Genomic DNA, 21,809 nt, shown 5'->3' on the forward strand with positions numbered 1-21,809 from the left:
CCTTTGTTAATTGATAAAGAATGATGAGGCGCCAACCATGGCAGATTTATACGAAAACCCAATGGGCCTGATGGGCTTTGAATTCATCGAGCTCGCATCGCCGACCCCCAATACCCTGGAGCCGATCTTCGAGATCATGGGCTTCACCAAGGTGGCGACCCACCGCTCCAAGGACGTGCACCTGTATCGCCAGGGCGCGATCAACCTGATCCTCAACAATGAACCCCACAGCGTGGCCTCGTACTTCGCGGCCGAGCACGGTCCGTCGGTGTGCGGCATGGCGTTCCGGGTCAAGGATTCGCAAAAAGCCTACAAGCGCGCCCTGGAACTCGGCGCCCAGCCGATCCACATTGAAACCGGCCCGATGGAACTGAACCTGCCGGCGATCAAAGGCATCGGTGGTGCGCCACTGTACCTGATCGACCGTTTCGGTGAAGGCAACTCGATCTATGACATCGACTTCGTGTTCCTCGAAGGCGTTGACCGTCACCCGGTCGGTGCCGGCCTGAAGATCATCGATCACCTGACCCACAACGTGTATCGCGGTCGCATGGCCTACTGGGCCAACTTCTACGAGAAGCTGTTCAATTTCCGCGAAATCCGCTACTTCGACATCAAGGGCGAGTACACCGGCCTGACCTCCAAGGCCATGACCGCACCCGATGGCATGATCCGCATTCCGTTGAACGAAGAGTCGTCCAAGGGCGCCGGGCAGATCGAAGAGTTCCTGATGCAGTTCAACGGCGAGGGCATCCAGCACGTTGCTTTCCTGTCCGATGACCTGATCAAGACCTGGGATCACCTGAAAAGCATCGGCATGCGCTTCATGACCGCGCCACCGGACACCTACTACGAAATGCTCGAAGGCCGTTTGCCGAACCATGGCGAACCGGTGGGCGAACTGCAGGCACGGGGCATCCTGCTGGATGGTTCGTCCGAGTCGGGCGACAAGCGCCTGCTGTTGCAGATCTTCTCGGAAACCCTGATGGGGCCGGTGTTCTTCGAGTTCATCCAGCGCAAGGGCGACGATGGTTTCGGCGAAGGCAACTTCAAGGCGCTGTTCGAATCGATCGAGCGTGACCAGGTTCGTCGTGGTGTGTTGTCCACCGACTAAGCCGTTGACGCTGTAAAAAAACTGTGGGAGCGGGCTTGCTCGCGAAGACGGAGTGCCAGTCGCCATCAATGCTGACTGATACACCGCCTTCGCGAGCAAGCCCGCTCCCACTTTGTTTTGTGTCGGTAGTTAAGGTCTGCGCTGCCGCACCAGATGCTTGAACCCTTCAAACACCAGCACCAGCACAGCCATCCAGATCGGGATGTAGGTCAGCCATTCGCCGGCCTTGATGCTCTCTCCCAACAGCAGCGCCACGCCCAGCAGCAACACCGGTTCGACGTAGCTCAACAAGCCGAACAGGCTGAACGGCAGCAGGCGACTGGCAATGATGTAGACCACCAGCGCCGACGCGCTGATCACGCCAAGCATCGGGATCAGCAGCGACAACCATGGATGCTGGTCAAACACCCCGAAACCTTGTGCGCCGCTCTGAACGAACCAGATCGCCACCGGCAGCGTCAATGCCATGTCCAGCCACAAGCCGCCGAGATTGTCCGTTGCCAGCCGTTTGCGAACGACGAAGTAAGTCGGATAGCCGATGCAGACCAGCAAGGTCGCCCAGGAAAAACCACCGACCTGATACACCTCGTTGATCACGCCCAGGCAGGCGAACACCACGGCGATTTTCTGCAGATAGGACAGGCGTTCGCCATAGGCGAGGCGGCCGGTCAGGACCATGGTCAGCGGCAGCAGGAAATAACCGAGGGACACGTCCAGGCTGTACCCGTTCAGCGGTGCCCACATGAACAGCCACAGCTGCACGGCGAGCAGGAAAGAGGAGGCGATCAGCGCGCCCATCAGTTTCGGATTGGCAACGACCCGCCGAACGATGTCCAACACGCGCTTCCATTCGCCGGACAGCACCATGAACACGGTCATGCACGGCACGGTCAGCAGCATGCGCCAACCGAAGATTTCCACACCGCTCAAGGGGGTGAGCAGCGACGTGTAGTAATACATGACGGCAAACAGCACCGAGGCTGAAACCGATAGAGCGATACCTTTAGACAAGCTGTCCTCGCGGGTTGAAGGTTAAACGGGGCGGGCAGGATACGTGGTTTTTGTGCTGAATATTGTCCGGATGATCAATATTTCCAACATCCACCCTGTAGGAGCGAGCTTGCTCGCGATGAACGACCAGACACCGCGGGCAGGCAGGCTCCCCCGCGTTATCGTTGACCACCATCGCGAGCAAGCTCGCTCCTACAGTGGTTTATGTTTCTTCAGTTAAGCGGTCTGCGGCCGGACACGAAGTGGCTCACATCATTGAACCCCGGTGTCGACGCATGTCCCGGCGTCACCAGCGAATCGATGAACGCCTCGTCATCGGTCGTAAGCTTCACCGTCTGCGCCTTAGTGTAGGCGTCCCACTGCGCTTCGGTACGCGGCCCGACAATGGCTGAGGTAACGGCGCTGTTGTTCAACACCCAGGCAATCGCGAACTCGACGATGCCTACGCCGCGTTCCTGAGTGTATTGCTGGATTTGCTGGGCGATGCGCAGGGACTCGACACGCCATTCGGTTTCCAGAATGCGTTTGTCTGCCCGCCCGGCGCGGCTGTTGGCGTCCGGTTTCACGTCCGGCGCGTACTTGCCGCTGAGCACCCCGCGCGCCAGCGGGCTGTAGGGCACCACGCCGAGACCGTAGTTTTGCGCAGCCGTGATCTGCTCGGATTCAGCCTGGCGGTTGACGATGTTGTACAGCGGCTGGCTGATCACCGGCCGGTCAACGTCCAGTTTGTCGGCGATGCGGATGACTTCGGCGATGCGCCAGCCACGGTAGTTCGACAGGCCCCAATAGCGGATTTTGCCATGGCGAATCAGATCGCCGATGGCCGACACCGTGACTTCCAGCGGCGTATTGTGGTCTTCGCGGTGCAGGTAATAGATGTCGAGGTAGTCGGTGCCCAGGCGCGTCAGGCTGGCGTCGATACCGTTGAACAGGTGCTTGCGACTCAGGCCGCTGCGGTTGGGGACGCCGTCCACGGGACCGAAGCCGACCTTGGTGGCCAGCACCCATTCGTGGCGGCGGCTGGCGATGGCCTCGCCGACGATCTCCTCGGAACGGCCGTTGGTGTAGACATCGGCGGTGTCGATGAAGTTGATGCCCTGATCCCAGGCCTTGTCGATGATGCGCAGGGAATCCTCGGTGCTGGTCTGTTCGCCGAACATCATGGTGCCCAGAGTCAGGGTGGACACCTGAAGACCCGAATGACCCAGTGTGCGGTAGCTCATGAGCAAATCCTTTTACCAATGGGAAAGGCTCAATCAAATACCAGAAACGCCTTTCGGGGCAATCTGAATCAGGGCGGCTTACAACGGATTGCCCTGGTTCCCCAGGCGAATGAATCCCGGCAGCAGCCCAAAGACCTCTACACCATCGAGGGTTGATCGTCCGGTGGAGACTGGGATTTGCTGGATGGGGCGATCCATTGCCTCCCGATAATCCACAACTTTGCTCAGACCCTCCAGGCGGATTGCCTGCGGCGGGATAATGATCGCCTGCTCATTGCGGTAAGTGATGATGGCCAGGCGTGCGCTCATGCCCAGCCGGACACGTTGCATCTGTTCAGGGGTCAATTTCGAGACTGACAGAGTTACCGAGAAACTCGCACCGCCGCTTGATTCGTCGCTCGGTTCGGCCAGGCTGCTGACCACCTGCACTGTGCCCTTCAGGCGTTCGCCCTCGAAACCATCGCCCTCTATCTCGACCTCTTGTCCCGGATGTAACTGATTGATGTCGAGCTCCGATACCGAGGCCACGATTTTCAGATGCTCGATATCGGCGAGTCCGAACAACGCTTGTCCCTGACTGAGTCTGGCCCCTGCCTGCAAAGGCCCGAGTGAGATTGCACCGGGGAGTTGCGAAGTACGGGCAGGCACGACCACTCCGGTGAAAGGTGCGAGGATGTTCTGGTCAGCGAGCAACGCTTGCAATCCTTCGTACCTGACTGTGGCATTCTTCAGTTCCATTTCTGCCACTCGCCGATGCTCGCCAGCCCCCTCATCCAATACGTGTTGCAACTCGTTTTGAGCTGCCACCAGTTCAAGCTCGTGCATCTGCATCTGCTGATTCAAATCGTCCAGCTCGCTGCGCGCAATGATGCCGCGCTTCAATAGTCGCTGAGTGTCGCCAAGCCGGCGCTGCAGATTGCTCACGGCTATTTCGGCCGTACGGACTGTTCGGCGTGCCCGTGCGACTTGCGCACTGTTCTCCCAATCTGTCAGCTCCCGGGCAGTACGCTGCGCCTTGAGCTGCGCCGAAAGGGCATCGCGCAGCTGCGATTCGATGGAAGCAGGGTCCATGGTCAACAGTGTCTGGCCTTGGTGCACCCGCTGTCCTTGCCCCACCCGGATTGTTTGAATGTTGCCTTCAAATGGCGCGGTCAGAAGGACAGTCTTATTGGGCTCTATTGTTCCTGCCAGGCCGATTTTGTGAACCAGTGATTCGTTGCGTATGCTCACCCAGTTTTCACCATCGGGTCTGCTGACAATCCATGCTTGCACATTGATGATCGCGATGCCTGCCAGGACCAACGATATCGACAGAGCAACCCAGACAAAGCGACTTGAGTACCAAATGACTGGGGCTTTGTTATCAGACGTCATTGAGTGCAATCTCCCAGCTTTCCAGGGTCATGCCGAGGGTCAGGTCGAGTTGGGTCTGGGCGTTCAAATACGAGATCAATGCACTCAGACGAGCATTTTCGGCGTTTCGCAGATCGCTCTCAAAGCTGATGATCTGAAAGTTGCTGGAGCGCCCGGCGTTGAGTTTTTCCTGTTCGATTTCAAGCTTGCGTCTGGACAGTTCGGTGGCTCGCTGCGCAATTTCATATTGGCGCCAGCGTGTGCCGAGCTCACGCACTGCGTTATTGACGTCGCGCTCCAGTTCCTGGCGAGCGTCTGCCAGATTGATTTCCTGCGTCTGCAAATTGATATGCGCGTGAATCTCGGCCTGGCGGGTACTGAGGGCACCTATGGGGATTTCCAGTTGCACACCGGCGTAGCTATCCCAGTTTCTTCCGGAACCGATGCCGTTGTCATAGCGACCATGAATCTGAGTGGCGCCGGCCACCAACGAGACATCCCAACGCGCCTGGTCTTTGGCGATGAGCAGGTTCAGATCGGCCTGATGGCTGCCGAGCAGCATGGATAAATATTGCGGTTGCTGAATCTGTGCCAGGCGCAGAGCTTCCGGCTGGTCGATCGTGATGCGGAATGCCTCCAGCACTTCGCTGGCGTGGAGTGGGGTAGACAAGTCCAGAGCCAGCAGACGCAGAAGATCCAGACGACTGATGTGCACCTGATTCTGTGCTTCTTCGACGTCCATTTCCTGCACAGCAATTTCGGCTTCGGTCTGGACGATTTCGAACTCGGCCATTCGCCCGGCAGTGATCAACGCCTTGTTCACATCCAGCAGCGATCGCGTTCGCCTGAGCGCCTCCTGAACAATGGCAAGTTGCTCTTGCGACCTGAGCAGTTCGCGGTAGGTCGTGATGATGTCGACAATTGCCTGGGAGACGCTGGTCTTGAGATTCAGGCGGTTCGCTTGCTCCTTGAGTTGTTCCAGGCGCAGGGGGGCAGTGGAGACATCCCGCCCCGCACCCCGCAGAAGTGGCTGAATCAACGTCATCTCCAGGCCGTCGCCGCGAAAGCGGCCTGCACGCTCGGCATCATTCAGTTGTCGGGTCCAGCTCACGCTCAGACGCGTACCGTATTCGCCAAGCAAACTGACACTGGGGGATAGCGACGTCTTTCGGGCCCGGTCTTCGCTGCCCTGGTTATCTGTGTAGTGTCCCTTGAGCAACAGCTTCGGACTGAACGCATCCTTGGCCACGCGCAAGTCGAATTTCTGTCCCACGCGTTGCAGATAAGCACTTCGAATTCCGCGATGATTGCGCAATCCGAGATACACGGCGTCGCCCAAGGATATGTGTGTCGCCTGCTGGCTCAACAGTGCACTGCGAGAGTGGCCGTCGTGTAACGTCGGCGCCGACAGCTGTCGGGTGATTTCCATTGACGCTTTGCCGCTCTGGGTAAAAAGGCAAAGCAGGGTGACCATCAAGGCTCGTCCGCTACTCATCGCGCAACGCCTCAACCGGTTGCAGCCGAGAAGCCAGTACGGCCGGATACAGACCAAAAAATACACCCACCCCCAGGGTGCTGATGACGCCGAGCGGTAGTGCAGCAGGTGCGAGGAAAAACGTCCAGTCAGACAAATGGGCGTACATGAATGCGAAGCCGATGCCCAGGACTCCACCGCAAAAGGCGCCCACGGCGGTCAGTGTGATCGCCTCCAGCATGAAAAGATTGCGAATGTCCCGCCGACATGCGCCCAGCGCCATGCGAACGCCGATCTCTCGTCGTCTTTGAGTCACGTTCATCAGCATGACGTTCATCACGCCGGTACCGCCTCCCACCAAAGAAATTGCCCCAAGCGCCAACAACAAGTAAGCGAAGGTACGGTTTTGACGCGACATTCCATCCATGAGCTGATGCGGGAGCAACATTGCGACATCTGTTACGCCTGGCAACTGTTTCAAAGGGTCGACTAATGCTGTAGCAGCCGCGTTGATCTCCTGATCGGGGGAGACCCGGATAATCACGTTACGTATTTGTGCCAAAGGGCTGATTCGGCGCATGCCGTTCAAGGTAAGGAACAAGGAGTCATTGGCCCTGATTGGAATGAGCAGGGTATCGGGCCTGTCCTGCAGAATGCCGATCACCTGAAACAGGTAGTTGTTGATGCGAATCCGGTCCCCTGTACGCAGTGGTTCATCGGCCGCTCCCAGGGTCTCGGCGAGTGAGTGTCCAACCACCACGTAAGTTTCACCCTGATCGAATTCGGACATGAAGCGCCCCGCGCGGAGTGTTAAATCCATGGCATCCATCAACTCGCCTGTGCTGCCAATCAGGTCGGCGTTCAGACTGCGCCCCTTGAATACCACCGAAGCTCCGACGTACGCGGTCGGTGCAATGTTCAGAAGATTGGGTACTGCCTTGCGAAATTGCCCGGCATCAAAGGTCGCGTAAGCAGGTGTCCGTTTTTCGTTCGCCGTGGATAGATGGGCCACGAACGTGTTAACTCCCATTCCTTTGAAAATCATTGATGCTTCTTCGGCGGCGTTACTTGCGATGTTGATCATGGCAACCACCGACGAACTGCCAATGGCGATCCCCAGCAGCGCGAGAACCGAACGCTTGCCCAGCGTGCGGAGGCTGGAGCTGACGTCATGCATCAGCAGAAGTGCGCTTCGTCCGCGACCCGGCATCACGCGGGACAAGGACAGAGTTCCTGTACAGCACCGTTAGTAACGCGAATCTGCCGATTCAGGCGCCTGGCGATCGCCGAATCGTGGGTGACCACGACAAGCGTTACGTCATGTGCCCGGTTGAGCGAAATCAACAGGTCCATGATGTCATCAGCCGTGCCAGGGTCGAGGTTGCCGGTGGGTTCGTCAGCCAGTATCAAGGAGGGTTGACCTACAAGTGCCCGCGCAATCGCCAGTCGTTGTCGCTGACCACCCGACAAGTCTGCCGGGCGATGATGAGCTCGCTGTTCCAGACCGACCTCTGCGAGCATTTGCTGCGCTCGTTGTCGCGCATCACCAGGCTTCATTGAGCGATACCTTAGTGGCAATGCCACGTTTTCGATAGCGTTAAGGCGCGGTATCAGGTTGAAACTCTGAAAGACAAATCCGATCTGTTGATTGCGAATGGCTGCCAGTTCATCGGGGGTAGCGGAGCATACATCGTGACCGGCGAAGCGATACTCACCGGCATCAACTGAGTCCAGTAACCCGAGAATATTCAGCAGTGTGCTTTTACCTGATCCCGAAGCTCCCAAGAGAGCACAGCTTTCGCCTGTTTTTATGGTCAAAAATACATCTTGAAGGATGGGCAGGTAATTGTTGTTTATTTTATAACCTTTATTGATGCCCTTGAGGCTAATGAGGCTTTCAATGGTGGTGTTGTTCATTTAATTGATTGTGTGGGAGGGTGGGTTTATTTTGAGTTGTTGATTGAGGAAAGCCGAAAATCTCAAAAATCTTAATGGCAGGCTAGCTGGTTTGTTAAGGATTCTTTGAAAGTAATGAAGTTGCTCGCCGTATAAGTTGTCGGCGAGCAACGCAGACAGCGGATTTGCGCGAGCGGTAGAGGGATTCAACTACGCGCCAAATCGTATGAAGATATTGCCCTTGAAACTTTAAATGTTGGTTCGACTAGTACAGCGTGGGTCCGACCCGGATTTATCAAAAATAAACTCAACCCGGATCTGTGCGGAACTCCAAGGAGCGTGCATCACACTCAGGTCTTGAGCATTCCACTGACCGTCCTGCTTCATTCTGTCGGGAGACTTGACCTCTTTGCTCCCTCCACCATTGAAGTTGGCCACAACCAGGTTCACGTTTGCTTTGTTACCACCCGATTGGCCGTTGTGTTTAGTGATTCGGTACTCTTTCAAGTAGACACTTTTGTTGCTGCCATAATTAAAGTAATGCCCTTTGGCTTCCCCGGTGAAGTTGCCAGTCGAGCAGGAGACGTGAAAGGGTTTGGATACTGAACTGCCAAAGTTCGGGTTGCCAGGGTTAGGGCTGCCGATGTTCGGGTCGACAATGATCGGATTGCCAATGATCGAGTTGGTTGGGGTGGCAGCAAACCCTGTTAGCGGTATGCAGGCTATCGACAGCGACAATAGGATTTTTTTTGCGGAAAGCGCGCTCACTGAAATACATCCTCTTTTTAGTTTTTTTGTGCCTCTCTCAAATGAACCGTTACGGTTGGGAGAAATGAGGCGACGCAAGACTATCGCCTCTCAAAATTGATTAATGTAGGAGTCACCTTCAAGGCAAGTAGGAATTTTCTTACTTGCCGTGAAGTGATTTTCACCCGGCGAAAGCGAGTCTCTTAAACTCGCAGGGTCCGGGTCATACGCAACGCCAGCAAACTGCCGCAGACAATCACACCCGCCAACAGATACAGCGCCGCATCGGTCGAACCGGTGCTGTCCTTGACCCAACCCACCAGGTACGGGCTGAGGAAGCCGGCCATTTGCCCCATCGAGTTGATCAGCGCCAGGCCACCGGCGGCAGCACCCGCACTGAGCAGGGCGGTTGGCACCGGCCAGAACATCGGCAGGCCGGTGAGGGCGCCCATGGTGGCGATGGTCAGGCCGAGAATCGCGATGGCCGGGTTGGCGGCGAAGTTCACCGCAATCAGCAGCCCCAGCGCGCCCATCAACATCGGCACCACCAAATGCCAGCGGCGCTCTTTGCGCAGGTCCGCCGAGCGACCGACAAACAACATGAACAGCGCTGCCAGCAGGTACGGAATTGCACTCAGCCAGCCGATCACCAGGTTATCGCTGAAGCCCAGGTTCTTGATGATCGATGGCAACCAGAAGTTGATCGCATAGACGCCACTCTGGATGCAGAAGTAGATCAGGCCGAAGGCCCAGATCGCCGGGTTCTTGAATACCGCCAGTAGCGAATCGGTCGTGGTTTTCGGTTTGTTGGCGCGGTCTTCGGCGTGGTCGGCTTCCAGCACCGAACGCTCGAATGGGGTCAGCCATTTCGCATTGGCGTAACTGTCGCTGAGCAGGAAATAAGCCAGCGTACCGAGGATCACGGTCGGAATGCCTTGCAGCAGGAACATCCACTGCCAGCCCGCCAAACCACCCTGGCCCGCGGCGAAGTGATTGAGGATCCAGCCGGAGAGCGGACTGCCGAGCAGGCCGGATACCGGGATCGCCGACATGAACAGCGCCATGATGCGGCCACGGCGGAAGGTCGGGAACCACTGCGAGAGGTACAGCACCACACCCGGGAAGAATCCGGCTTCGGCGGCGCCGGTGAACAGGCGCAAGGTGTAGAACTCGTTCGGCGTGGAGACGAACAGCAGGCAGGTCGACAGTGTGCCCCAGACGATCATCATCAGCGCGATCCAGCGTCGCGGGCCGAATTTGGTCAGGGCAAGGTTGCTTGGCACGCCGCACAGTACGTAACCGATAAAGAAGATGCCGGCACCGAGGCCGTATACGGTTTCGCTGAATTTCAGCGCGTCGAGCATCTGCAGCTTTGCAAATCCAACGTTTACCCGGTCGAGGTAGTTGAACAGGTAGCAGATGAAAATGAAGGGGATCAAACGCAGGGTGATGCGCTTGTAGACGGCGTTTTTATCGTCAGCGATGGCGTCGGACGCTATGGCGCTCTGTGTCATGGCGGCTCTCTCTTTATTATGATTTTTTGCGATGCAAAGGGTAACGTTGATCGCCCTGAGAGTCTCGACCACCCTCAGGGTGGCTGTCTTTGTGCCTGAGCACAGGGTTTGCCACCAAGGCCTGTGCGGGTGAACAACCCGTTCCACCACTGTTTCAAGGATCCTCGCTATGTTCGAACTCGATCACGACCTGGCCCAGGACATCGTCGACCGGGCGATGGCCATTCTGCCGTACAACGTCAACGTCATGGACAGCCAGGGCTTGATCCTGGGCAGCGGGGAGCCGGAGCGGGTCAACACCCGGCATGAAGGTGCGCAACTGGTCCTGGCCAACGGTCGCGTGGTGGAGATCGATGCGCAGACGGCGATTCATCTCAAGGGCGTGCAGCCGGGCATCAACCTGCCGCTGTTGCTGGATCAGCGCCTGATCGGCGTGCTGGGGATCACCGGTGAGCCCGAACAACTGCGCACCTATGCCGAACTGGTGCGCATGACCGCCGAGATGCTGGTGGGCCAGCGCAACCAGCAGGCCGAGCAGCAATGGCGGCGCCAGCGTTGCGATGATTTGCTGGCGCTGCTGCTGAGCGAAGCCGGGGACTCTCCACGACTGGTCGATGAAGCGCAGCAGTTGGGCCTCAAGCCACAAATGACCCGGGTGCCGTACTTGTTCGAACTGGGCCTGGAACACGCACCAGGACAAACCGTCGAGGCACTGAGTGCCTGGTTGACGAGCCGTCATCCCGACAGTTGGTGCGTGAGCTCGGCCAAAACCTCATTGCTCTGGTGCCGGCCGGCCAGCCAGTCGGTCGAGAACGAGCGCTTGCTGGACAAACTCGACGGCCTGGGCTGGAACATCCTGCGCATCGCCGTGGGTGGACAAGCCGACGGGTTGGCGGGATTACGTCGCTGCTATCGTCGGGTCGGTGACTTGCTGGCCTACGGGCGCGAGGTGTTGCCACGGTCCCGGTTGTTGACGCTGAACCGCTATCGGCTGCCGGTGATGCTTTGGCGCCATCGCAACGACGACGCCCTCGATGAATTGCTCAACCCGCTGCGCAAGGTCATTGCCAAGGACAGCAACGGTCAGTTGCTGGCGACCCTGCGCAGCTGGTGTGAACACGACGGCCAGAGCCAGGCTTGCGCCGATGCCCTGGGGATTCATCGCAACAGCCTGCGTTATCGCATGGAGCGGATTGCCGAGCTGAGCGGGGTTGATCCGTTGCGACTGGACGGCATGCTCGCGTTGTATCTGGGCGTGCAACTGCTGCCCGAGTCAGACTCAATTTCGTGAGCGACAAAATCCCCCTGTAGGAGCGAGCTTGCTCGCGAAAAACCAGAGGACGCCGCGGTAAGTCTGATTTCCCGCGTCATCGTTACCCTCCATCGCGAGCAAGCTCGCTCCTACAGGTGAAACGTCTGCAACGGGTTTTGTGGAAATGAACAATAATCCTCATCGCCGTTTGTGCAGCGGACCGGCGTTATTGTTCATGGCGGCTGGCAGCATGTGGACATTGGAACTGGAGAATTCCCATGAAAATCGTGATCGCCCCCGATTCGTTCAAGGACAGCCTCAGCGCTCAAGGCGTGGCCGACGCCATTGCCTTGGGATTGGCGCAGGTCTGGCCTGATGCCCAACTGATCAAATGCCCGATGGCAGACGGCGGGGAAGGGACTGTCGAGTCGATTCTTGCCGCGTGTGAAGGCGAATTGCGCCGCTCGGTGGTTCGCGGGCCGCTGGGGACCATGGTGGATGCCGCCTGGGGCTGGTTGCCGCAGAGCCACACCGCGATCATCGAAATGGCCGAGGCCAGCGGTTTGCAGTTGGTCCCGCTGGCTCAACGGGATGCGTGCATCAGCAGCACCTTCGGTACCGGGCAACTGATCCGCGCCGCGCTGGAGGCCGGTGCACAACGGGTGATCCTGGCGATTGGCGGCAGTGCGACCAATGACGGCGGCGCCGGCGCCATGCAGGCCCTGGGCGTGAAACTGCTCGACGCTCAGGGGCAGACGCTGTCACCGGGCGGTCTCGCCCTTGCGCAATTGGCTCGCATCGACCTGAGCGACATTGATCCGCGCCTGGCCCGGGTACGCTTCGACATCGCCGCTGACGTCAACAACCCGTTGTGCGGCCCCCACGGCGCTTCGGCGATTTTCGGCCCGCAAAAAGGCGCCTCCCCTGAACAGGTTCAGTTACTGGATCACGCCCTCGGGCGCTTTGCCGATCACTGCGTCAACGTCCTGAACAAGGATGTGCGTGACGAGCCGGGCAGTGGTGCGGCGGGTGGTCTGGGCTTTGCGGCCAAGGCCTTTCTCGGTGCGAAGTTCAAGGCGGGGGTTGAAGTAGTCGCCGAACTGGTTGGCTTGGCCGACGCAGTGCAAAACGCTAATCTGGTCATCACCGGCGAAGGCCGTTTCGATGCCCAGACCCTGCGCGGGAAAACGCCTTTTGGTGTGGCGCGCATTGCCCGGCAACAAGGCGTGCCGGTGATCGTCATCGCCGGCACCCTGGGCGAGGGATATCAAACGCTGTACGAACACGGCATCGACGCCGCGTTCGCCCTGGCCAGTGGGCCGATGACCCTGGCCAAGGCCTGCAGCGAAGCACCGCAGTTGCTGCGCGAGCGGGCGAGCGATATCGCCCGGGTCTGGCGAGTGGCCTCGCGTAGAACCTGAACACACCCGCGTTTTGTAGGAGCGAGCTTGCTCGCGATGGACATGAGGACGCCGAGTTCACCCAGGCATCCCGCGTCATCGTTGAAGTCCATCGCGAGCAAGCTCGCTCCTGCAGTAGGCAAAAAAAATTTCTGCCACCCCCCCTGCAAAAACCCTCAAGCCCTGCCGATACAACGATCAGGCGCACACACACACCTAAAAAAACAGTGTCGCCCGACTGACCGGCGCGCCTCAACGCCTGCCCGCCAGTGATCATGGCAAGGACGCTCGAAGCCTCAATCACCCGAGTATCGTCCTATGTCCCTGCGTCATCTGAACATCGCGCCTCGAGCTTTCCTGGGGTTTGCCTTCATCGCCTTGCTGGTCATCGTGCTGGGTGTGTTTGCCGTCAATCGCATGAGTATCATCCGCCAGGCATCCGTGGACATGGGGGCCACGCAACTGCCCAGTGTCGGCTTCCTGGGCAACATGACCGAAAACGTCCTGCGCATGCGCATCCTCTCGTTCCGCATCCTGGTCAACCGTGACCCGGCCGCGTTGCAGGAAGCCCAGACCCGTATCGGCGTGCTCACCGACAAACTGCGAAGTGCCCGGCAAAGTTATGCCGCGCTGCCCGCCCAACCGGAAGAAGCCGCGCTGTACAAGACCTTCACCGCCACCCTCGACAACTACATGCAGGCCCAGAGCCAAATGATGGAGCTGTCGCGTGCAAACAGGCTCGATGAGATGCGCAGCCTGATCAACACGCGGATCAAGGACGGCACCGACCAGATGGGCGAGCAGCTCAACAAACTGGTGGCCCTCAATACCGACTACGCCCAGCGCGCGTTGGCCGAGGCGGGCGAGCAATACAACAACGCCATCACCGGCATCATTGTGGTCGCGGTGATCGCGGCACTGATGACCGTGTTGTTGGCATTGCTGCTGACCCGCAGCATCGTCACGCCGCTCAACCGCGCGCTGCAGATCGCCGTTACCATCGCCGGGGGCAACCTGACCAATGCCATCGAAGTGGACGGCAAGGATGAGCCGGCGCGCTTGCTTGGCGCTTTGTCCAGCATGCAGACCAGCCTGCGCAAAACCATCGAGCAGATCGCCGGTTCCGCTACCCAACTGGGAGCCGCCGCCGAAGAACTGAGCACCGTCACTCAGGAAGCCTCTCGCGGTCTGCAACAGCAGAACAACGAAATCGAACAGGCCGCTACCGCCGTCAATGAAATGACTGCCGCCGTGGAGGAAGTTGCACGCAACGCGGTATCCACTTCAGAAGCCTCGAACCAGTCGACCCAGGCTGCCCGGGAAGGTCGTGACCGTGTGGTGGAAACCGTCGATGCGATCCAGACCATGACCCATGACGTGCAGAACACGGCATTGATGATTGAAGGCTTGGCGACCCAGGGCCGTGACATCGGCAAAGTGCTCGACGTGATCCGCGCCATTGCGGAACAGACCAACCTGTTGGCGCTCAACGCCGCCATCGAAGCTGCCCGGGCCGGTGAGGCCGGGCGCGGATTTGCCGTGGTCGCCGACGAGGTGCGGGCGCTGGCCCATCGCACGGCACAGTCGACCCAGGAAATCGAAAAAATGGTCGCCGGCATTCAGAACGGTACTGGCCAGGCGGTGTCGTCGATGCAACAAAGCAATCAACGTACACAGACCACACTGGAAATGGCCCGCGCCGCCGGCATTGCCCTGGAACAGATCACCCAGTCGATCCACTTGATCAACGAACGCAACCTGGTGATCGCCAGTGCATCCGAAGAACAGGCCCAGGTGTCCCGTGAGGTGGATCGCAATCTGGTGAACATTCGCGACCTTGCTACCCAGTCCGCCGCCGGTGCCAATCAGACCAGTGCAGCGACCCACGAATTGTCGCGCCTGGCGGTGGATTTGAACGCCATGGTGGCGCGTTTCGTGATTTGAGATAGGGTTGTGGCTGGGAGCACCCGCGCGACAGGAGACAGACATGCGCTATTCAGCCTTGACCCAACGAATCGCCGGTGACGGAGCGGCGGCCTGGCAGATTCACGATCGAGCGCTGCAATTGCGCGAACAGGGCGTCGACGTCCTGCTGTTGTCAATTGGCGACCCGGACTTCGATACGCCGCAACCTATCGTCCAGGCCGCCATCGCCAGCCTGTTGGCCGGTGATACGCACTATCCTGAAGTGCGCGGCAGCCGAGGGCTGCGCGACAGCATTGCCCGTCGGCATCGGCACCGCAGCGGTCAGGTGGTGGATGCTGAACATGTGATCGTCTTTCCGGGCGCGCAGTGCGCGGTGTATTCGGTGGCGCAATGCCTGCTCGATCCGGGCGATGAAGTGATTGTCGCCGAGCCGATGTACGTGACCTATGAAGGCGTGATCGGCGCCTGTGCGGCCACCGTGGTGCCGGTGCCCGTGCGCCCGCAGAACGGGTTTCGCGTCGACCCGGCGGATGTCGCGGCCCGGATCACGGCAAAAACACGCGCCATCCTGCTCAACAGTCCGAACAATCCATCCGGCGCCAGTTTGCCACTGGCCACCTGGCAAGACCTGGCCGCGCTGTGCATTCATCATGATTTGTGGCTGATCAGTGACGAGGTCTACAGCGATCTGCTGTACGAGGGCGAGCACATCAGTCCGGCGAGCCTGCCGGGCATGGCCGAACGGACGGCGACGATCAACAGCCTGTCCAAGTCCCACGCCATGAGCGGCTGGCGGGTAGGCTGGGTGGTCGGGCCCAAACCCATGGCCGGGCACCTGGTCAATTTGTCGCTCAGCATGTTGTTCGGCATTCCGGATTTCGTGCAGAACGCCGCGCAATTGGCGCTGGACCGGGACCTGCCGGAAGTGGCCTCGATGCGCGAAGAGTATCGTCAGCGTCGAGACCTGGTGTGTGCAAGTCTGGGCCAATGTCAGGGCCTCAGGCCAATTCGCCCGGATGGCGGTATGTTCGTGATGGTCGATGTGCGCCAGACCGGTTTGTCGGCCCAGCGCTTCGCCGAACGACTGCTGGAAGACTATGGTGTGTCGGTGCTGGCCGGTGAAGCGTTCGGGCCGAGTGCGGCGGGGCATATCCGCATCGGGTTGGTGGTTGACCGGCCGAAACTGGCAGATGCTTGTCGGCGGATCGTACGGTGTGCGACGGATTTGCTGGAGGCACGGCGTGCCTGAAAGGTTGTGGTGGTCTGTGCCGGCCTCTTCGTCGGATCGCCGCCCGGAGCAAGCCCGCTCCCACATTGATCTGTGTCGAACACAAAACCAGTGTGGGAGCGGGCTTGCTCGCGAAGGCTGCCTGAAAAGCGCCGAATACCTCAGCCCTTCCACGCCCCGACATTCACCAGATTCACCGGTCGCTCACCCGCCAGCGCCGCCAACAGGTTGTCCACCGCGCATCTGGCCATGGCCTCCCGTGTTTCATGAGTGGCCGAGCCGATGTGCGGAGTCGCCACCACGTTGTTCAACTGCAACAACGGCGAGTCCGGATTCAAAGGTTCGCGTTCGAATACATCCAGCCCCGCCGCGCGAATCCGGCCCGCACGCAGGGTTTCAATCAGCGCTGCTTCATCCACCACCTTGCCCCGTGAAATATTGATGAAGATGGTCTCGGGACGCATCAGGGCGAACTGTTCTGCGCCGATCAGCCCTTCGGTATCAGCGGTCAGCGGCAGCGTCAGGCAAACGAAATCCGCCTGTTGCAACAACTCCGGCAGGCTGCGGTACTGCGCATCGAACCGCTGTTCCACCGCCGGTTTCGGTGACTGGCTGTGGTAAATCACCGGCATGCCGAAACCGAAATGCCCGCGTTGGGCCAGTGCCTCGCCAATACGACCCATGCCAATGATGCCCAGGGTTTTACCGTGCACGTCGCTGCCGAAATGCGCGGGGCCGATGTTGCGGGTCCACTTGCCTTCGCGAATCATGTTGGCCAGTTCCACGACGCGCCGGGCCGTTGCCAGGATCAGCGCGAAACCAGTGTCGGCGGTAGTTTCCGTCAATACATCCGGTGTGTTGCTGAGCAAGATGCGCCGCTCGGTCAGGTAGTCGATGTCGTAGTTGTCGACACCCACCGAAACGCTGGCAATGGCTTCAAGGTGGGGTGCCAGATCGAGCAGTCCGGCATCCAGCTTCAGGCTGGCACCCAGCAAACCATGGGCACGGGGCAGGGCATCGCGCAGTTTGGCCAGGCCCAAGGCATCAAGGTTTTCGATCAGCGTCACTTCGGTCTGCTCGTGCAGGCGAGCCATCAGCAGCGGCGAGAGTTTCTTGTACAGGACGACCTGCTTTTTCATCTTTGAGATCTCAGCTTCAATTCAGGAATGTGCCGTGGCGGTGCGCGTTACCGGGGCCGTGGGCCGCTCCCGATCGCTGGCGCCGGGCTTGAGGAAAAGGGTCAGCAACACCGAGAACATCAGCGCGCCGCTCATCAAAAGGTACGAAGCTCCGGGCGAGCCGGTGGAGCTGTTCAGGTAACCGACCAGATAAGAGCCGCCAAACGAACCGAGCGCTCCCATGCTGTTGATCAGCGCCATGGCGCCGCCCGCGACGTTGGCCGGGAGGATCTCCGGAATGATCGCGAAGAACGGTCCGTAAGGCGCGTACATGCAGGCGCCGGCAATCACCAGCAGGGTGTAGGACCACCAGAAGTGTTCGGCACCCAGGGCGTAGGAACCATAGAAGGCAATCGAGGCAATCAGCAGTGGCGGCCAGACGAAACGTTTACGTTTTTGCAACTTGTCCGAACCCCAGGACACCAGCAGCATGCCGATCACCGCCGCCAGGTACGGCAGCGCCGAAAGCCAGCCGGCCTGGACCATGTCCATCTGCGCGCCAGCCTTGAGAATCGACGGCAGCCACAACACAAATCCGTACACGCCAATGCTCCAGCAGAAAAACTGCAGGGCGAGGATGATCACTTTGGGGGAGCGGAACGCTTCGGCGTAGTTCTTCACGGCCTTGATGCCGACCTGTTCGGCGGCCAGTGCGCATTCCAGGTCCTGCTTTTCCTGATCGTTGAGCCACTTGGCTTGTGACGGACGATCATCGGCCAGGCGCCACCAGATGAATGCCCACAATACCGCCGGCAAACCTTCGATGATGAACATCCAGCGCCAGCTGTAGTGCTGCACCAGATAGCCCGAGACCACCGACATCCAGAGCATGGTCACCGGGTTGCCGAGGATCAGGAAGGTGTTGGCCCGCGAGCGTTCGGCGCGGGTGAACCAGTGGCACAGGTAGATCAGCATCGCCGGCATCACTGCCGCTTCGACCACGCCGAGCATGAAGCGGATGACGATCAGCCAGTAGGCATTGGAGACGATCCCGGTCAACGTCGCCAGGCTGCCCCAGAGGATCAGGCTGACGAAAATCAGCTTCTTCACACTGTGTTTCTGCGCGTAGATCGCGCCGGGTACCTGGAAGAAAAAGTAGCCGAGGAAGAACAGCGCGCCGAGCATCGACGACAGGCCTGGTGTGATCATCAGGTCCGCCGCCATGCCGGACGCGGCGGCGAACCCATAGTTGGCGCGGTCCAGATACGCCAGGCTATAGGTGATGAATACGATGGGCATGATGTACCACCAGCGGCGGGTGGCGAGCGTTGCGGTTTTCATGGTGGTGCTCCTGAGCTTGTTGTTTTTGTCGCAGCAGGTAACGGTTCTAAATCTTCAGTGACTGTTCTGGCCTATTCGCGAGCAAGCCCGCTCCCACAGGGAAACGCGTTCCAATGTGGGAGCGGCGGTGCGGCGATCCGACTTGCTCGCGAAGACGGCCTCGAATTCGCTGGCCATTTCGGGCCGGGCAGGCAACCCCTCCATATCCCCCCGACTCTGCACCGCACGGCTGCCAATCCAGTTGGCGCGTTTCACGGCGTCGGCGATGCTGTGGTTTTCCAGTAGCGCGCTGATCATGCCGACGGCAAACCCGTCACCGGCGCCCACGGTGTCGACCACCTTCTCCACAGGCACGCCCGCCACGAAGCCTTCATCCAGCTGCGTGCGGTAATACGCCCCGTGTGGGCCAAGCTTGATCGCCACGGCTTCGGCGCCCTGGTCGAGGTAGAAGGCGGCGATGTCGGCCGGGTCTTCGAAACCGCTCAGCAAGCGACCTTCGCTCAAGCCCGGCAGCACCCAGTGGGCGAGGGTGGCGAGGCGGTTGATCTCGGTGATCATCTGTCGCTCGCTGGCCCACAGGCTCGGGCGCAGGTTCGGATCGAAGGAGACACTGCGCCCGGCCTCGCGCATGCGGGTCATCAACTCGAACGACATCTGCCGTGCCGACTCCGACAGCGCCGGGGGAATGCCGGTGGCGTGCAGGTGTCGGGCCTTGAGCAATTCGGGCACGATCGAGTGCGGCGACAGGTGGCTGGCCGCCGTACCACGGCGGAAGTACTCGACCACCGGATCGCTGCCGTCGTCGGTGCGGGACTTGAGTTGAAAACCAGTCGGGTGGGCGGTGTCGATGTCGACGTGGCGGCAATCCAGGCCTTCCTGTTCCAGGGTGTCGACCACGAACCGGCCCAACGAATCGGCACCGACACGGCTCAGCCATGCCACGTTGAAGCCCAGTCGGGAAAGGCCAATGGCGACGTTGCTGTCAGCCCCGGCAATGCGTTTGTGGAAGGCGCCGACGCTGGCCAGGTCACCCGCCTGCTCGGCGACGAACATCGCCATGGTTTCGCCGAAAGACAGAATATCGATATCAGACATGAGCACTCTCCAGCTGCGATTGGCCGAGGTGGGCGAGGGCAGCGACGTGCTCGGTGGTCAGTTGCACCAGGTCATCGCCTTGCAGCGGATATTCGGCGGCGCGCATAACGCCTTGGGCCATGTGCCGCAGCAGGTACTCCCACTGTTGCAGGTCACTGACCGCGGGCGGAGTGGCAACCAGTTTGCCGTCGGTACGGCGCATGACCGCTTTGCAGTGCACATAACCGACATGACGACCGAGCAACCGCGCGGCGCTGGCGGCGGACTGGTCCTGCCAGTGCCAATTGCCGATGTCGAAGGTCATTTTGATCGGCAGCTTGTGCTGCTCGACCTCCGCGAAAAAACGCTGGAAGGGTTCAATGCGCCCGCCGTGCAGGGTCTGGTCGTTTTCCACCAGCAACTGCACGGCGCTTTCGCCCAGCACGCGGGCGAGGGTTTGCAGATCGCTGTTGTCGGTGAAATAGCCCAGCGACACCTTCAGCCATTTGGCGCCGAACGCCTGGGCGCGTTGCAGGGCAGTGATCAGTTCGGAGTTGGGCAAGGATTGCCCGGCCAGCCACAATTCCATTGGCGACGAATACACACTCTCCAGGCCTTCTGCTTGAGTGGCATCGGCCAGTTGAGCGGGGTCCTCGGTGGTCAGTAATTCTTCGCGCCACTCAATGCGCGTGGCGCCGGCGGCGGCGAGAATTTCGATGAAGCTGCCCTGGCCGCGTTGACGCACGAGGTCGGCGCCGTAGCTGGAGAGGCTGATGGAAACGGCTGGTTTGTTCATTGTTTTTTTACCTCTGAAACCGGTTTCATTTTTGTTCAAAAAAAATTTCAGCGCTACTTAGGGCCTCTTCGTCGGATCGCCGCCCGGAGCAAGCCCGCTCCCACAGGTTCAGCTGTGTTCACAGATTTTGTGTACGACTCGAACACTGTGGGAGCGGGCTTGCTCGCGAAGGCGCCGGACCATTCACCGAAAATCCCCACGGGTCGAACCTCGCACAACCAGCCGCGCCGAAAAATCCAGCGTCCTCACCGGTCCGTCATCTCCACGCAAACGCTTGAGCAAGCATTCGAACGCGCTGGCGCCAATCTCCTCGGTCGGCTGCGCGAGGGCGGTAATGCCACTGCCCACCAACGGGTACCAATCCAGGTCATCGAGGGCGATCAAGCCCACGTCATCGAACAGGTTGCACTGGAGTTCACGCAACGCATGGGTAATGGCTAGCGCCGCTATCCCGTTCGCGCAAAACAGCGCCTTCGGGCCGGGACCTGGCGTGTCGAGGAAGGTTTTCAGCTGTGCGGTCAGTTCGCTGCCGGTTTCGATGTGCGTGCCGCGAAGCGCCGGTCGTTGTTCGATTTGCGCCTTGAAGCTGCTGACCCGCTCAATCCGCGAACTGGTGCCATCCAGCGGCTCAGTCACCAGCAGCACATCGCAGTAACCGCGTTCTTCAAGGTGGTCAAGGGCCATGTCGATGGCCTGCGGGTTGTTCAGCCCGACCATATCGCTTTCAAGGTGCTGCACCTTGCGATCCACCAGTACCAGGGGCATTTCCCGGTGCAGTTCGTGCAATTCGTCAGGGTGATGACCGAGGGTGTTCACGATCAGGCCTTCGATGTTGTACGAGCGCAGCAGGGCCAGGTGCTGGCGTTCCTGCTCGTCGTCACGGTCGGTGTTGCACACCACCAGGCTATAGCCGTGCTGACGGCAAGCGGTTTCCACCCCGTGCATCACGGCAATTGAATAAGGGTTGCGGATATCGGCCACCAGCATGCCGATCAGGCGGGTGCGCCCGCGTTTCAGGCCCCGGGCCATCTGGTTCGGGCGATAGCCGAGTTCGGCGATGGCCTGTTCGATGCGCTGGGCGATGGCATCGGAGAGCAGGGCACGATCATCGCCAATGAACCGCGAAACGCTGGCCTTGGAGACCTTGGCGTATTCGGCCACGTCGAGCATGGTCACGCGGCTGCGCTGGGCGGCGGAGAAATCGTTCACGGTCTGAAACCTTCTTATTGGATTTATAAGGTCGAGTGGTTCGTGAGATCCACCTGAAACCGGTTTCAGGAGACACCAAAAGCCAATTCGCCGTCAAGCCCCGGATGATGGATTGTCGAACAACGACCGAGAA

Annotated in this window: 18 protein-coding genes; 5 read left to right on the forward strand and 13 right to left on the reverse strand. The window is 59.6% G+C overall.

From position 1 onward, the window contains the following. Positions 1-37: 37 nt before the first annotated feature. The gene (hppD, locus tag AC06G5_RS13655) at positions 38-1,114 is read left to right on the forward strand and encodes a 4-hydroxyphenylpyruvate dioxygenase (protein WP_008020954.1); all 1,077 of its coding nucleotides are present in this window, start codon (positions 38-40) and stop codon (positions 1,112-1,114) included. A gap of 129 nt (positions 1,115-1,243) precedes the next feature. Here hppD and rarD read toward each other — a convergent pair whose 3' ends face one another. The 8 genes from rarD to AC06G5_RS13695 form a co-directional block, all read right to left on the reverse strand. Next, positions 1,244-2,125, reverse strand: coding sequence for an EamA family transporter RarD (gene rarD, locus AC06G5_RS13660; protein ID WP_413425609.1), 882 nt, complete (start codon positions 2,123-2,125; stop codon positions 1,244-1,246). A 212-nt stretch (positions 2,126-2,337) separates the two neighbouring features. After that, positions 2,338-3,348 (reverse strand): aldo/keto reductase, encoded by a 1,011-nt coding sequence (locus AC06G5_RS13665; RefSeq protein ID WP_413425611.1) that lies wholly within the window; start codon positions 3,346-3,348, stop codon positions 2,338-2,340. 78 nt (positions 3,349-3,426) lie between these two features. Next, entirely contained in the window at positions 3,427-4,722 is a 1,296-nt protein-coding gene (locus tag AC06G5_RS13670) for an efflux RND transporter periplasmic adaptor subunit (protein WP_413425613.1), read from the reverse strand. Then, the gene (locus tag AC06G5_RS13675) at positions 4,712-6,196 is read right to left on the reverse strand and encodes a TolC family protein (RefSeq protein WP_413704943.1); all 1,485 of its coding nucleotides are present in this window, start codon (positions 6,194-6,196) and stop codon (positions 4,712-4,714) included. The genes AC06G5_RS13670 and AC06G5_RS13675 overlap by 11 nt, the downstream gene beginning before the upstream one ends. Continuing rightward, entirely contained in the window at positions 6,189-7,385 is a 1,197-nt protein-coding gene (locus AC06G5_RS13680) for an ABC transporter permease (protein ID WP_413425699.1), read from the reverse strand. Before AC06G5_RS13680 ends, AC06G5_RS13675 begins: the two co-directional genes overlap by 8 nt. Further along, positions 7,385-8,092: an ABC transporter ATP-binding protein gene (locus tag AC06G5_RS13685; RefSeq protein WP_413425617.1), complete on the reverse strand. Its 708-nt coding sequence runs from the start codon at positions 8,090-8,092 to the stop codon at positions 7,385-7,387. Before AC06G5_RS13685 ends, AC06G5_RS13680 begins: the two co-directional genes overlap by 1 nt. A 228-nt stretch (positions 8,093-8,320) precedes the next feature. Next, positions 8,321-8,917 (reverse strand): hypothetical protein, encoded by a 597-nt coding sequence (locus tag AC06G5_RS13690; protein WP_480459682.1) that lies wholly within the window; start codon positions 8,915-8,917, stop codon positions 8,321-8,323. A gap of 104 nt (positions 8,918-9,021) precedes the next feature. Further along, a complete protein-coding gene (locus AC06G5_RS13695; protein ID WP_413425621.1) occupies positions 9,022-10,332 on the reverse strand; it encodes an MFS transporter in 1,311 nt (436 codons plus the stop codon). A 169-nt stretch (positions 10,333-10,501) separates the two neighbouring features. On the opposite strand from AC06G5_RS13695, the gene AC06G5_RS13700 reads away from it, so the two are divergent. The 4 genes from AC06G5_RS13700 to AC06G5_RS13715 all read left to right on the forward strand — a co-directional run bounded on the left by AC06G5_RS13700 (position 10,502) and on the right by AC06G5_RS13715 (position 16,159). Then, positions 10,502-11,623, forward strand: coding sequence for a sugar diacid recognition domain-containing protein (locus AC06G5_RS13700; protein WP_413425623.1), 1,122 nt, complete (start codon positions 10,502-10,504; stop codon positions 11,621-11,623). A gap of 239 nt (positions 11,624-11,862) precedes the next feature. Further along, entirely contained in the window at positions 11,863-13,005 is a 1,143-nt protein-coding gene (locus tag AC06G5_RS13705) for a glycerate kinase (RefSeq protein WP_413704941.1), read from the forward strand. 297 nt (positions 13,006-13,302) lie between these two features. Further along, complete coding sequence (locus tag AC06G5_RS13710; RefSeq protein WP_413704940.1) at positions 13,303-14,928, forward strand: methyl-accepting chemotaxis protein; 1,626 nt, start codon at positions 13,303-13,305, stop codon at positions 14,926-14,928. A gap of 43 nt (positions 14,929-14,971) precedes the next feature. After that, complete coding sequence (locus AC06G5_RS13715; RefSeq protein WP_413425631.1) at positions 14,972-16,159, forward strand: pyridoxal phosphate-dependent aminotransferase; 1,188 nt, start codon at positions 14,972-14,974, stop codon at positions 16,157-16,159. A gap of 140 nt (positions 16,160-16,299) precedes the next feature. Here the strand turns inward: AC06G5_RS13715 and AC06G5_RS13720 are convergent, their stop codons facing one another. The 5 genes from AC06G5_RS13720 to AC06G5_RS13740 all read right to left on the reverse strand — a co-directional run bounded on the left by AC06G5_RS13720 (position 16,300) and on the right by AC06G5_RS13740 (position 21,676). Further along, complete coding sequence (locus tag AC06G5_RS13720) at positions 16,300-17,277, reverse strand: 2-hydroxyacid dehydrogenase (protein WP_413425633.1); 978 nt, start codon at positions 17,275-17,277, stop codon at positions 16,300-16,302. 21 nt (positions 17,278-17,298) lie between these two features. Next, complete coding sequence (locus AC06G5_RS13725; RefSeq protein ID WP_413425635.1) at positions 17,299-18,597, reverse strand: MFS transporter; 1,299 nt, start codon at positions 18,595-18,597, stop codon at positions 17,299-17,301. 54 nt (positions 18,598-18,651) lie between these two features. Beyond that, positions 18,652-19,692 carry a sugar kinase gene (locus AC06G5_RS13730; RefSeq protein ID WP_480459684.1) on the reverse strand — a complete coding sequence of 347 codons (1,041 nt, stop codon included), beginning with the start codon at positions 19,690-19,692 and terminating at the stop codon, positions 18,652-18,654. After that, positions 19,685-20,467: a sugar phosphate isomerase/epimerase family protein gene (locus AC06G5_RS13735; RefSeq protein WP_413425639.1), complete on the reverse strand. Its 783-nt coding sequence runs from the start codon at positions 20,465-20,467 to the stop codon at positions 19,685-19,687. The genes AC06G5_RS13730 and AC06G5_RS13735 overlap by 8 nt, the downstream gene beginning before the upstream one ends. A 183-nt stretch (positions 20,468-20,650) precedes the next feature. After that, a complete protein-coding gene (locus AC06G5_RS13740) occupies positions 20,651-21,676 on the reverse strand; it encodes a LacI family DNA-binding transcriptional regulator (protein ID WP_480459685.1) in 1,026 nt (341 codons plus the stop codon). Positions 21,677-21,809: the final 133 nt, after the last annotated feature.

This window comes from Pseudomonas sp. WT-JTC, from assembly GCF_056711565.1.